The sequence below is a fragment of the Actinoplanes sp. CA-252034 genome (assembly GCF_050956125.1).
GTDB lineage: Bacteria > Actinomycetota > Actinomycetes > Mycobacteriales > Micromonosporaceae > Actinoplanes.
The window spans coordinates 699,127-711,090 of sequence record NZ_CP191846.1; the positions used below are offsets into that span (position 1 = coordinate 699,127).

13 protein-coding genes are annotated in these 11,964 nt (G+C 72.3%); 11 read left to right on the top strand and 2 right to left on the bottom strand.

Translation table 11 applies throughout. The annotated features are described in order from the left end of the window. Nucleotides 1–123: 123 nt before the first annotated feature. Nucleotides 124–2,007: a glutamine--fructose-6-phosphate transaminase (isomerizing) gene (gene glmS / locus ACQPZW_RS03335; protein WP_433793358.1), complete on the top strand. Its 1,884-nt coding sequence runs from the start codon at nt 124–126 to the stop codon at nt 2,005–2,007. 20 nt (nt 2,008–2,027) lie between these two features. On the opposite strand, the gene ACQPZW_RS03340 is transcribed toward glmS, so the two are convergent. Further along, on the bottom strand, nt 2,028–3,533 hold the full coding sequence (locus ACQPZW_RS03340) for an alpha/beta hydrolase (protein ID WP_433793359.1): 1,506 nt from the start codon (nt 3,531–3,533) through the stop codon (nt 2,028–2,030). Further along, nucleotides 3,530–3,892 (bottom strand): hypothetical protein, encoded by a 363-nt coding sequence (locus ACQPZW_RS03345; protein WP_433793360.1) that lies wholly within the window; start codon nt 3,890–3,892, stop codon nt 3,530–3,532. Before ACQPZW_RS03345 ends, ACQPZW_RS03340 begins: the two co-directional genes overlap by 4 nt. A gap of 166 nt (nt 3,893–4,058) precedes the next feature. Between ACQPZW_RS03345 and ACQPZW_RS03350 the strand changes: the two genes are divergently transcribed. Genes ACQPZW_RS03350 through ACQPZW_RS03395 form a run of 10 tightly spaced genes read left to right on the top strand, consistent with a single transcriptional unit; the run spans nt 4,059 to nt 11,934 of the window. Continuing rightward, a complete protein-coding gene (locus ACQPZW_RS03350; protein WP_433793361.1) occupies nt 4,059–4,436 on the top strand; it encodes a holo-ACP synthase in 378 nt (125 codons plus the stop codon). Nucleotides 4,437–4,485: 49 nt separating this feature from the next. Beyond that, nucleotides 4,486–5,937 carry an NAD(P)H-hydrate dehydratase gene (locus ACQPZW_RS03355; RefSeq protein WP_433793362.1) on the top strand — a complete coding sequence of 484 codons (1,452 nt, stop codon included), beginning with the start codon at nt 4,486–4,488 and terminating at the stop codon, nt 5,935–5,937. A 52-nt stretch (nt 5,938–5,989) separates the two neighbouring features. Continuing rightward, entirely contained in the window at nt 5,990–7,111 is a 1,122-nt protein-coding gene (gene alr / locus ACQPZW_RS03360) for an alanine racemase (protein WP_433793363.1), read from the top strand. Between the two features lie 58 nt (nt 7,112–7,169). Further along, the gene (locus ACQPZW_RS03365; protein WP_433793364.1) at nt 7,170–8,237 is read left to right on the top strand and encodes an alpha/beta fold hydrolase; all 1,068 of its coding nucleotides are present in this window, start codon (nt 7,170–7,172) and stop codon (nt 8,235–8,237) included. Continuing rightward, the gene (tsaE, locus tag ACQPZW_RS03370) at nt 8,234–8,683 is read left to right on the top strand and encodes a tRNA (adenosine(37)-N6)-threonylcarbamoyltransferase complex ATPase subunit type 1 TsaE (RefSeq protein ID WP_433793365.1); all 450 of its coding nucleotides are present in this window, start codon (nt 8,234–8,236) and stop codon (nt 8,681–8,683) included. The genes ACQPZW_RS03365 and tsaE overlap by 4 nt, the downstream gene beginning before the upstream one ends. Next, a complete protein-coding gene (ung, locus tag ACQPZW_RS03375) occupies nt 8,680–9,363 on the top strand; it encodes a uracil-DNA glycosylase (RefSeq protein ID WP_433793366.1) in 684 nt (227 codons plus the stop codon). Before tsaE ends, ung begins: the two co-directional genes overlap by 4 nt. Nucleotides 9,364–9,372: 9 nt before the next feature. Then, complete coding sequence (tsaB, locus tag ACQPZW_RS03380; RefSeq protein ID WP_433793367.1) at nt 9,373–10,155, top strand: tRNA (adenosine(37)-N6)-threonylcarbamoyltransferase complex dimerization subunit type 1 TsaB; 783 nt, start codon at nt 9,373–9,375, stop codon at nt 10,153–10,155. Beyond that, nucleotides 10,155–10,625 (top strand): ribosomal protein S18-alanine N-acetyltransferase, encoded by a 471-nt coding sequence (gene rimI / locus ACQPZW_RS03385; protein ID WP_433793368.1) that lies wholly within the window; start codon nt 10,155–10,157, stop codon nt 10,623–10,625. Before tsaB ends, rimI begins: the two co-directional genes overlap by 1 nt. Continuing rightward, nucleotides 10,618–11,670, top strand: coding sequence for a tRNA (adenosine(37)-N6)-threonylcarbamoyltransferase complex transferase subunit TsaD (gene tsaD / locus ACQPZW_RS03390; protein WP_433793369.1), 1,053 nt, complete (start codon nt 10,618–10,620; stop codon nt 11,668–11,670). The genes rimI and tsaD overlap by 8 nt, the downstream gene beginning before the upstream one ends. 9 nt (nt 11,671–11,679) lie before the next feature. After that, entirely contained in the window at nt 11,680–11,934 is a 255-nt protein-coding gene (locus ACQPZW_RS03395; RefSeq protein ID WP_093618706.1) for a hypothetical protein, read from the top strand. Nucleotides 11,935–11,964: the final 30 nt, after the last annotated feature.

Genomic DNA, 11,964 nt, shown 5'->3' on the forward strand with positions numbered 1-11,964 from the left:
CAACCACCCGTACGGGCCACAGGCTCACCAACGTGGCTCGACTAGGGTTCCGATCACATACGATGCTCATAACTGTGCTTCCCGAGCATGACGGATGAGCGAAAGTCGGTTAGGCTGCCCGTCATGTGTGGGATCGTGGGTTACGTAGGCAATCGCCCGGCACTGAGCATCGTCATCGACGGGCTGCGCCGCCTCGAGTACCGCGGTTATGACTCCGCGGGCGTCGCCATCATCGACAATGGCCTGGTCAAGACTGAGAAGAAAGCGGGCAAGCTCGCCAACCTGGAGAAGGCGCTCGCCGAACGGACCGGCGACGGCATCGAGACCGGCGTCACCGGGATCGGCCACACCCGCTGGGCAACCCACGGCGGTCCCACCGACCGTAACGCCCACCCGCACCTCTCCGTCGACGGCCGGGTCGCCGTCATCCACAACGGCATCATCGAGAACTTCGCCCGCCTGCGCGTCGAGCTCGAAGCGACCGGTGTCGAGTTCCGCAGCGACACCGACACCGAGTGCGCGGCCCACCTGCTCGCCGCCGAGATGCGCAAGCTGCGCGAGTCCGGTGCCGAGGACGGCCCTGCACTGCTCGCCGAGGGCATGCGCCGCGTCGCCAACCGGCTCGAGGGCGCCTTCACCCTGCTCGCCGTCGACGTCGAGGTGCCCGACGCGGTCGTCGCCGCCCGGCGCAACTCGCCACTCGTCGTCGGCCGCGGCAACGGGGAGAACTTCCTGGCCAGCGACGTCTCCGCCTTCATCGAGCACACCCGTGAGGCGATCGAGCTGGGCCAGGACCAGATCGTGCTGATCACCCCGGGCGGCATCGAGATCACCGGCTTCGACGGGACCCCGGCCACCGGCACCGAGTTTCACATCGACTGGGACGCCTCGGCCGCCGAGAAGGGCGGCTACGAGTACTTCATGCTCAAGGAGATCGCCGAGCAGCCGCAGGCGATCGCGGAGACCCTGCTGGGCCGGCTCTCCGAGCGTGGCGAGATCATCCTCGACGAGGTCCGCCTCACCGACCAGGACCTGCGCGACGTCGACAAGGTCTTCATCGTGGCCTGCGGCACCGCCTACCACGCCGGGATGGTCGCCAAGTACGCCATCGAGCACTGGGTGCGCATCCCGTGCGAAGTGGAGCTGGCCAGCGAGTTCCGTTACCGCGACCCGATCCTGGACCGCTCCACGCTGGTCATCGCGATCAGCCAGTCCGGCGAGACCATGGACACCCTGATGGCGATCCGGCACGCCAAGGAGCAGAAGGCCCGCGTCCTCGCCATCTGCAACACCAACGGCTCCACCATCCCGCGTGAGTCCGACGCCGTCCTCTACACCCACGGCGGCCCGGAGATCGCGGTGGCGTCCACCAAGGCGTTCCTCACCATGCTCGTCGCCTGCTATCTGATCGGCCTCCACCTCGCCCAGATCCGCGGCGTCATGTATGCCGACGAGGTCGCCGCCGTGGTGTCGCGGCTGCGCCGGACCCCGGACAACCTGCGTGACCTGCTCGGCCGGATGGAGGAGGTGCGCGCCCTGGGCCGTGACCTCAAGACGGCCTCGACGATGCTCTTCATCGGCCGGCACGTCGGCTTCCCGGTGGCGCTGGAGGGCGCGCTCAAGCTCAAGGAGCTCGCCTACATCCACGCCGAGGGCTTCGCCGCCGGTGAGCTCAAGCACGGCCCGATCGCCCTCATCGACAAGGGCACCCCGGTGGTCTGCGTGGTCCCGTCCCCGCAGGGGCGCGGCGTGATGCGCGACAAGGTCGTCTCCAACATCCAGGAGGTACGCGCCCGCGGCGCCCGCACCATCGTGATCGCCGAGGAGGGCGACGAGGACGTCCGGCAGTTCGCCGACCACCTGATCTACGTGCCGCACACCCCGACCCTGCTCGCCCCGCTGATGACGACGGTGCCGCTGCAGATCCTCGCCTGCGAGATCGCCTCGGCCCGCGGTTACGACGTCGACCAGCCGCGCAACCTGGCCAAGTCGGTCACCGTCGAGTGACCCTCCACTGAGGTGCCGGCTCACGGCGCCCCGCCCAGGGTGATGCGGGCGAGGGCGTCGAGGGCCGGCCCGCCACGATCCCAGTAGCCGAGGTGGCCCGCGTCGAACTGGCTGGGGAAGACGCGGGCGCCGAAGCCGGGGTCACTCGGGTTCCGGCCGAACCACAGATGGCGCTCGCCGTCCGGCAACAGGTCCTTCGGCGCCACCGCGGCGTACTGGATCGGGTCGGTCAGCGACGTCGTCGACCACACCCGGTCGGTGGGGAGACGCAGCTCGGCCGCGGAGTCGACACCGACGCCGGGCGAACCGACGAAGACGACCGTGTCGGCCGGCAGCCCACCGGCGGCCGCCGCCCGGCCCACCACCAGCGAGCCGTAGCTGTGCCCCAGGACCGTCTGATGCGCCGGCCCGCCCTCGTGGGTGGCCCGCAACGCCTCCTGGAAACGGGTCAGCTCGGGGGCGCCGTCCCGCGCCTGACGGTCCGAGGCGGCCTCGTGCACGAAATCCGGGGCGTCGTAGTCGAGCCACAGGACCGCGCTCGCCGACTGGGCCGGGCCCAGCTCGCCGGCCCGCACGGCCACCCGCTCCGCGCGGGTCAGCTCACCGCCCAGCGACTTCAGGTCCGAGGTCATGCCCGGCACGTGGGTGAGGACGTGGGCGGAGTGGTCCGGGTCGCCGAGAGCGACCACGGCACGGCCCTCGCCGTCCAGACCGAGCCCGATGAGGTACGCCCGGGGCCCGCCCTCCTCCTCCAGACGCGCGGTCAGCCTGTCCAGCCCCTCGCGCAGGTCACCGAGCCGGCCGCGATCCACGCCCGCCGCCCGCATCCGGTCCAGCTCGAGGCGTGCGTCGTCGAGCAGGAGCCGGTTGGCGACGTCACGGTCGGCGATCGGGATGCCGTCCGCGCCGGCGAACGCGGCCGGATGGGTGACCAGCAGCCATGTGCGCTCGGCCGGGGACCACTGCTCCCACCAGCGCCGGACCTCGCCGGGGCCGGCGGTGCACGGCGGGAACGACGCGGGGGCCGGCGGGGCGGGCGGGATCGCGGCCAGGACGCTCAGCCTGGTCGTGGCGGTGCTGTCGGCCTCGGCGGCGAGGGCCAGGGCGGTGGTCAGATCACCGGCCACCGACCTGACCGCCTCATCCGTGCCGGGGTGGCCGTGGACCGTACCGTGATCGTCGATGATCAAACCGGAACGTCGCGCCGCCGCGCATGCCCTGTCGAGGAGCGCGCGTGCCCGGCCGAGGGCCGCGGCGAACTCGCTGAGCGCCTGATCCGCACGCCAGCAGACCACCCGGAAGAACGCCGCTTGGCGGCGAAGCGCGCCGAGCCTGGCCAGGGCGGCCTCGGCCGCCGCGCCCGACCATGAGCCGCGCAGCCGGCTCAGCAGAGAGCCGAACTCGGTGCAGAGGGCGCCTGCGAGCGCCGCCCAACGGCGCCAGGCCAGCGCGGTGGACAGCCAGCGGTCCGGATCGGTCGCCCGGAGCTTCGCATAGGTGACCGCGGAAGCGTCGACGGCGTTCATCGAGCCGTCCTCGTCGTGGAACGGGAGCCGGTGTGGCCCCGAGCCGAATGGGGCGCGGCTGGGAGAACGGTGGTGCCGGTGCTGGTCAGCCTGGTCGCGGCCCGGGCATCGGCCTGCTCGTAGGCCGTGGCGGCCTCGCGGATGTGGGACGCGGTCTCGGCGGTGTCGTGGGCCAGCGCGGTCACCATCCGCCGGGTGGCGTCGGTCACCAGCGTGGTCGCGGCGGTGGCCGCCCAGTGCGGCGACGGGTCGGCGGCCGGGGCGGAGGCGGTGGCGCCGGTGATCCGGTCGGCGAAGGCGGTGACGGCCGTCGCGTCCTGGCGCAGGCCCTCGGTGTCGACCTGGAAGTCGGTACTCATCGGGGAAACCTCCATGGGGGCGAGGGGATGCGCCGACGTTAGAGGCCTGCCCGGGGCGCCCGGGATCGCCTGTGGATGACCGTCCACAGCTCTTGCGCCCGCCGACGCCGTCCTGATAGGCGGGCGGCCAGGGGAAAGTGACCGGGTGCGCCGATAGGGTGACGTTGTGATCGTGTCTGTCGGCATCGACGTCGTCCTGGTGGAACGCTTCGCCCGCGCACTGGACCGGACCCCGCTGCTCGCGGGCCGTCTCTTCACCGAGGCCGAGCGGCTGACCAGGTCGGGAAATCCACGGTCGGCAGAGTCGCTCGCCGCACGGTTCGCCGCCAAGGAGGCCGTCGCCAAGGCACTCGGCGCGCCGGTCGGCATGCGATGGCACGACTGCGAGATCGTCACCGACCCCGACGGCCGCCCGTGGTTGACCGTCTCGGGTACGGTCGCCGCCGCGGCGACCGAGCGTGGCATCGGTCGATGGCATCTGTCCCTGTCGCACGACGGCGGGATCGCCTCGGCGATGGTGGTCGCCGAGGCGGGCAGCAAATGATCGTCCAGATCGTTCGCCACCCGGCAGGCGACGGACAACGGGAGGAATCATGCGGCAGGCGTGGCGGGTCGGCGATGTGCGGGCGGCCGAGAAGAGCCTGATGGCGACCTTGCCCGAGGGAGCCCTGATGCAGCGGGCCGCCGCCGGGCTGGCCCGGCGCTGCGCCCTGCTGCTGGAGGAGACCGGAGGGGTGTACGGTGCTCGCGTCCTGCTGCTGGTCGGCAGCGGCGACAACGGCGGTGACACGCTCTACGCCGGCGCCGCGCTGGCCCGTCGTGGCGCCCAGGTCCGGGCCCTGCTGATGACCCCGGGGCGGGTGCATCTGGCCGGTCTGGCCGCGCTGCGTCAGGCCGGCGGCTTCACCACCCGTGACCTGCCGGGCCGGGCCGACCTGGTGCTGGACGGCATCGTCGGGATCGGGGCGAGCGGCGGGCTGCGGGCGGAGGCGGCGGTGATCGTCCGCGAGCTTCCGGCCCTGCGCCGCCGCGACGGTGAGCGGGCCGTCATCGTGGCCGTCGACGTCCCGAGCGGTGTGACCGTGGACACCGGTGACGTGCCGGGTGAGGCGGTGACCGCCGACGTGACGGTCACCTTCGGATGCCTCAAGGCGGCCCACGTGCTCGGCCCCGCGGCGGTGCGCTGCGGTCAGGTCGATCTGGTCGACATCGGTCTCGGCCCGGCCCTGACCGGCTCGCCCGCGGTTCGGGTGGCTGACGCGGCCGACATCGCCGAGTGGTGGCCCCGGCCGGGCGTCACGTCGGACAAGTACACCCGCGGCGTGGTCGGCCTGGCGACCGGGTCGGCGTTCTATCCGGGCGCGGCCCTGCTCTCCACCGCGGGCGCGCTGGCCGGCCCGTCCGGCATGGTGCGGTATGCGGGCAGCGCGCACCGTGAGGTGGTCCGCGCCCATCCGTCGGTGGTGGTCGCCGACCGGGTGGCCGACTCCGGCCGGGTGCAGGCCTGGGTCTGCGGCTCCGGTCTCGGCTCCGGCGAGGAGGCCCGCACCGAGCTGCGCAGCGTGCTGGCGACCGCGCTGCCGGTGCTGCTCGACGCGGACGCGATCAATCTGCTGGTCGGCGGCGAGCACGCCGAGGACCTGCGCCGGGACGCCCCGCTGGTGCTCACCCCGCACGACGGCGAGTTCAAGCGGCTGGCCGGGGAGGCGCCGGGCGCGGACCGGGCCGCTGCGGCCGCCCGGCTCGCCGCGTGGACCAACGCTGTGGTGCTGCTGAAGGGGGACCGGACCATCGTCGCCACCCCGTCGGGGGAGATCTGGGCCAATCCCACCGGCAGCGCCGCGCTGGCCACCGCCGGGACCGGGGACGTGCTGGCCGGGTTGCTGGGATCGCTGCTGGCCGCCGGAGTGGCGCCGGTGCGCGCCGCCGTCGCCGCCGCCTACGTGCACGGGCTGGCCGGGCGCCGAGCCGCCGAGTCCGGGCCGGTCACGGCGTCGGACGTGGCATCCGCCCTGCGCCCGGTGCTGGCGGACCTGCTCGCCTGAGCGAAGGGCCCTGTCCGGCGGAAAATGTCATACGCCTCAGTAGGGTGGAGGCATGTGGCAGGCCGAAGTCCGCGTCGATCTGGACGCCATCCGGGACAACGTCGCGTTGCTGCGCGCCCGCACCTCCGCCGAGGTGCTGGTGGCGGTCAAAGCCGACGGCTACGGCCACGGCCTGGTGCCGGCGGGCCGCGCCGCACTGTCCGGCGGCGCCACCTGGCTCGGCGTCGCCACCCTCGACGAGGCGCTCACGCTGCGCCGGGCGGGCGTTGCGGCGCCGGTCCTTGCCTGGTTGCTCAGCCCCGGCCTGCCGCTGCACGAGGGCGTCGAGTCCGGTATCGATCTGAGCGCCGCGACGACCGGCCTGCTCGACGAGCTGGTGACCGCCGCCCGCCGGGCCGGGCGCCCGGCCCGCGTGCATCTCAAGCTCGACACCGGGCTGGCCCGCGGCGGCGCGGGCGTCGCCGACTGGCCGGCCCTGCTGGAGGCGGCAGCGAAGGCGCAGGCAGGCGGCGACATCGAGGCGGTCGGGGTCTGGAGCCACCTCGCGTGCGCCGACGAGCCGGGTCACGAGTCGATCGACCGTCAGCTGGCCGCCTTCCACGAGGGCCTGGCGCTGGCCGCGTCCTACGGCATCACCCCGCGCTATCGCCACCTCGCCAACTCGGCGGCCACGCTGACCCGGCCCGACACGCATTTCGACCTGGTCCGGGCCGGGATCGCGGCCTACGGTCTGTCACCGATCGCGGGGGAGACCTATGGTTTGCGACCGGCCATGACCGCCCGTGCCCGGGTGACCCTGGCCAAGCGGGTTCCGGCCGGTCAGGGTGTGTCCTACGGGCTGACCTACACGACACCGCGGGAGACGACGCTGGCCGTGGTGCCGCTGGGCTACGGCGACGGCGTGCCCCGGCACGCGTCGAGCACCGGCCCGGTGCGGGTGGGCGGCACGACGGCCCGGATCGCCGGGCGGGTCTGCATGGATCAGCTGGTCCTCGACGTGGGCGACGAGCCGGTGGTGGCCGGCGACGTGGCGACCCTGTTCGGTCCGGGGGACGACGGCGAGCCGACCGCTGACGACTGGGCCGCCGCCACCGGCACGATCAACTACGAGATCGTCACCCGGTTCGGCAGCAGCCGCGTGCCGCGGCACTACGTCGGGGAGGCGGCCCGGTGAGAGGCGGCCGCGTGTCATGTCGCTGTGTCGGGGAGGCGGCTCGGTGAAAGGCGGTTCAGTGAAGCGTTCGAGGGTCGTCAAGGGCGCCGGCATATTCGGGGCCGCGGTGGGTGTCGCCGCGGCCGGTCTGGCGACCGCCTTCGCCGTCGAGCGGGTGCTGGTCCGGCGCTCGGTCAATGCGCCCGGCGACCCGTTCGTCGACGAGCCGTTCGGTGATCAGCCGTTCGATCGTGAGCTGACCGTCACCGCCGCCGACGGCACCGACCTGCACGTGGAGATCATCGAGCCGGCCGGCGCGCCCGGTGAGCCGACGATCGTTTTCGTGCACGGCTTCGCGCTGGACATGGGGACCTTCTACTTCCAGCGCAAGGTGCTGGCCGAGCGGGGCGCCCACCGGATGGTCTTCTACGACCAGCCGGGTCATGGCCGGTCCAGCAAGCTCAAGTCCGGCACGTATGACCTGGCCGCATTGGGCCGGTCGCTGGCGGCGGTGCTGACCGAGACCGTGCCGGAGGGCCGGATCATCCTGGTCGGGCACTCGATGGGCGGCATGACGATCATGGCGTTCGCCGAGCAGTTCCCGGCCTGGTTCGGCAACCGGGTGACGGGCGTGGTGCTGATCTCCACCTCGGCCGACCTCTTCGAGAAGGCCAAGCTTGGCATCACGAACGTGGTGGCCCGGGTGAGCGCGCCGTTCTTCCCTCTCTGGGACAAGGCGGCCCAGCTCGGCGGCGGCACCATCGACCGGGCCCGGGTCGCCTCCTCCGATCTGGCCTGGCTGCTGACCCGGCGGTACGGGTTCGGTGAGCCGAAGCCCAGCCCGTCGCTGGTCACCTTCGTGGAGAGCATGAACTCGAAGACCTCCGCGGAGACGTTGACCAAGTATCTCCAGACCCTCTACACACACCATCGTTCTCCGGCGCTGTCCGCGCTGCGTGGTGTTCCGGTGCTGGTGGTGGTGGGCGACCGCGACTATCTGACCCCGGTGACCCACTCCGAGCAGATCATCGAGAACCTGCCCCAGGCCGAGCTGTTGACGATCGAGAACAGCGGTCACGTGGTGATGCTGGAGAAAGCCGATCAGGTCAACGCCGCACTGATCCCCTTCCTGGAGAGACTGACGTGAAGTTGAAGACCGTCGAGGAGACCCGAGAGTTCGGGCGGCGGCTGGCGGGTGTGCTGCGGCCCGGTGACCTGGTGCTGCTCACCGGTCCGCTGGGCGCCGGCAAGACGGCCCTGGCGCAGGGCATCGGCGCCGGCCTCGGTGTGCACGGCCCGATCACCTCGCCGACCTTCGTCATCGCCCGCGTGCACCGGGGCCCGGTGCCGCTGGTGCACGCCGACGCGTATCGGCTGGGCGACCGGCCGGACCCGCGTGCCGAGATCGACGACCTCGACCTGGACGCCTCCGCCGACGACGCGGTCACCGTCGTCGAGTGGGGTGTGGGTCTGGTCGAGCAGCTCAACGACGAGTATCTGCAGGTCCGACTGGACCGGCTGGACGACGACACCCGCACTGTGGAGTTGCTGCCGCACGGCGGCGACTGGGCACACCGACTGGAGACCTTGTGAACCTGATCGAGCAGCTGCCGGCCGAGTGGCGCGCCGAGCTGTCCCCCCACCTCGACGCCGCCGCGACCACCGCCCTGGGCGAGTGGGTGGCGGGGGAGTACGCCACGGAGACCGTCTACCCGCCGGTGGAGGACCTGTTCGCGGCGTACCGGCTGTGCTCGCCGTCGCAGACCCGGGTGCTGATCCTCGGCCAGGACCCGTATCACGGTCCCGGCCAGGCGCACGGCCTCAGTTTCAGCGTGCGCGAGGGGGTTCGCCGTCCGCCGTCGCTGAGCAACGTCTTCAAGGAGCTCAACGAGGACCTGAATGTGCCGAAGCCGCCGGGTGGCGATCTGACCGGCTGGGCCAGGCAGGGGGTGCTGCTGCTCAACGCGGTTCTGACGGTCCGGGCGGGCAAGGCCGGGTCGCATGCCAACAAGGGCTGGGAGGCGTTCACCGACGCCACGATCAAGGCCCTCAACGCGCGTGACGAGCGGATCGTGTTCCTGCTCTGGGGCAGCTACGCCAAGAAGAAGGCGGTGCTGGTCACCAACCCGGCGCACGCCGTCCTGGAGGCCGGCCACCCCAGTCCGCTCAACCGGGTCGGGTTCCTCGGCAGCCGCCCGTTCAGCGCGGCCAACAAGGCTCTGGCCGACGGCGGTCGGCCGGTCATCGACTGGGACCCGCGGGCCACCGTCTAGGGTTTCGCTGTGCTGGTACTGGCTCTGGACACCGCAACCCCCGCGTCGACGGCGGCGCTCGTCGAGGTGACCCCGGACGGGCTGTCCGGGATCGCCGAGCGGCGCACCGTCGATCCACGCGCCCACGGGGAGCGCCTGGCCCCGGAGATCGCCGCGGTGCTGGGCGATGCCGGGCTGCGGCCGCGTGACCTCGCCGCGATCGTGGCCGGGTTGGGCCCGGGGCCGTTCACCGGCCTGCGGGTCGGCCTGGCGACCGCGGCGAGCATGGGGCAGGCGCTGGGCATCCCGACGTACGGCGTGTGCTCGCTGGACGGGCTGGGCCGGGCGGCGGGTCCGGGGCGGGTGCTGGTCGCGACCGACGCGCGGCGCCGTGAGGTGTATTTCGCCACGTATGTCGACGGCGAGCGGGTGACCGGCCCCGAGGTCGCGAAACCGGCGGATGTGGCCGGTCTGCTGCACGGCGCGGTGGGCGGGGCGCTTCCGGCGGACCTGCTGGTCCGGACGACCGGGACGGCGGACGGGATGGTGGACCGGACGGCGGACGGGACGGCCCGGGCGGAGGGCACGGTGGCCGGGCTGGTCGATCGGGCCGCGGGCGAGGGCGCCCTGAAGTACGGGGACGTGTTCGGCGTGCCTGTCGAGGAGCACCTGCTCCATCCGCCGGGCGCCGCGCTGGTCGCGCTCGCCGCTGAGCGCATCCGCGAGGCCGCGCCGAGCGAGATCCTGACCCCGCTCTACCTGCGGCGACCGGACGCGGTCGAGCCGTCCGCCCGGAAGCGGGTGCTGACCTGATGGGCGACGTCATCGAGGACGGGTCGCGGACGTTCCAGGTCGAGCGGTTCCGCTGGTGGCACATCGAAGAGGCGCTGCCGATCGAGGAGGACCTCTTCGGCCCGGAGAAATGGTCGGCCGCGATGTTCTGGAACGAGTTGGCGACCGGCCAGTTCTACCTGGCGGCGCTCGACGGGACGGCAGTCGTCGGTTATGCCGGACTGTCCGTGGTGGACGAGCAGGAGTCCTGGGTGCAGAACATCGCGGTGCGCCGTGACGCCCAGCGCCACGGTCTGGGCCGGCGCCTGCTGGAGGCGCTGCTCGCCGAGGCGGGCCGTCGCGGCGCCCGCAAGACGCTGCTCGAGGTGGCCGTCGACAACGCCCCGGCGCAGCGGCTCTACACGAGCTACGACTTCGAGCCCGTCGGCATCCGGCGTGGCTACTACCAACCCAGCAACACGGACGCCCTGGTGATGATGCGCGATGCGTGACGAACCCCTGGTCCTCGGGATCGAGACCTCCTGCGACGAGACCGGTGTCGGCATCGTGCGCGGGCACACCCTGCTCGCCGATGCACTGGCCTCCAGTGTGGACCAGCATGCCCGGTTCGGCGGGGTGGTGCCCGAGGTGGCCAGCCGTGCTCACCTGGAAGCACTGGTCCCGACCATGCAGCGGGCGCTGGACGAAGCGGGGGTGACCCTGGCCGACGTCGACGCGATCGCGGTGACCAGTGGCCCCGGCCTGGCCGGCGCGCTGCTGGTCGGGGTGGCCGCGGCGAAGGGGTATGCGCTCGCCGCGGAGAAGCCGATCTACGGCGTCAACCACCTGGCCGCGCACGTGGCGGTCGACACGTTGGAGCACGGGCCGCTGCCCGAGCCGGCGGTGGCGATGCTGGTCTCCGGCGGCCACTCGTCGCTACTGCTGGTCGACGACCTGACCGCGGGTGTGACGCCGCTCGGGGCGACGATCGACGACGCGGCCGGTGAGGCGTTCGACAAGGTGGCCCGGCTGCTCGGGCTCGGCTTTCCGGGCGGGCCGATCATCGACCGGTCGGCCCGTGACGGCGACCGTGCCTCGATCGCCTTCCCCCGTGGTCTGACCGCGCCGAAGGACCTGGTGGCGCACCGGTTCGACTTCTCCTTCTCGGGGCTGAAGACGGCGGTGGCCCGCTGGGTGGAGAGCCGCGAGCGGGCCGGTGAGCCGGTTCCGGTGGCCGATGTCTCGGCGAGCTTCCAGGAGGCGGTCTGTGACGTGCTGACCGCGAAGGCGATCGACGCGTGCCGGGCCAACGGGGTGCGGACCCTGGTCATCGGCGGTGGTGTGGCGGCCAACTCGCGCCTGCGGGTGCTCGCCGAGGAACGCGCCGCGAAACACGGGATCGCGGTGCGCGTACCCCGCCCGGGTCTGTGTACCGACAACGGCGCCATGGTCGCAGCGCTGGGCTCGCATCTGGTCGCGGCGGGGGTGGCGCCGAGCCGCCTGGACCTCCCGGTGGATTCGGCCATGGGTTTGACCGAGGTCAGTGTGCCGGGGTAGGAAGCCTTCATGATCGCGCGGATGTGGGAGGTGCGGGCCTCGCGTAGTGGCTTCGACGAGCTGCTGGCCTGGGTCTGCGACACGGCGGTGCCTGCCCTGGAGGTACTGCCACAACATGTGTCGAGTGACGTCTATTCGTCCACCGATCAACGCATCGTCGTCATCACCAAATGGCGCAACTCCCCGGAGAACCTGCGTACCCCGCCGGAGAACCTGGTGGCACGCGCTCCGCACGTCTGGGATTTCAACCCCGTCGATCGTTGACCGGTCGCAGTCGGCGCACCTCGGCTTTAC

What these genes read in the sequence shown, in the direction of transcription:
- glmS (WP_433793358.1), top strand. Translation starts at nt 124, where the DNA reads ATGTGTGGGATCGTGGGTTACGTAGGCAATCGCCCGGCACTGAGCATC.
- ACQPZW_RS03340 (WP_433793359.1), bottom strand. Translation starts at nt 3,533, where the DNA reads ATGAACGCCGTCGACGCTTCCGCGGTCACCTATGCGAAGCTCCGGGCG.
- ACQPZW_RS03345 (WP_433793360.1), bottom strand. Translation starts at nt 3,892, where the DNA reads ATGAGTACCGACTTCCAGGTCGACACCGAGGGCCTGCGCCAGGACGCG.
- ACQPZW_RS03355 (WP_433793362.1), top strand. Translation starts at nt 4,486, where the DNA reads ATGCGGCAGGCGTGGCGGGTCGGCGATGTGCGGGCGGCCGAGAAGAGC.
- alr (WP_433793363.1), top strand. Translation starts at nt 5,990, where the DNA reads ATGTGGCAGGCCGAAGTCCGCGTCGATCTGGACGCCATCCGGGACAAC.
- rimI (WP_433793368.1), top strand. Translation starts at nt 10,155, where the DNA reads ATGGGCGACGTCATCGAGGACGGGTCGCGGACGTTCCAGGTCGAGCGG.
- tsaD (WP_433793369.1), top strand. Translation starts at nt 10,618, where the DNA reads ATGCGTGACGAACCCCTGGTCCTCGGGATCGAGACCTCCTGCGACGAG.
- ACQPZW_RS03395 (WP_093618706.1), top strand. Translation starts at nt 11,680, where the DNA reads ATGATCGCGCGGATGTGGGAGGTGCGGGCCTCGCGTAGTGGCTTCGAC.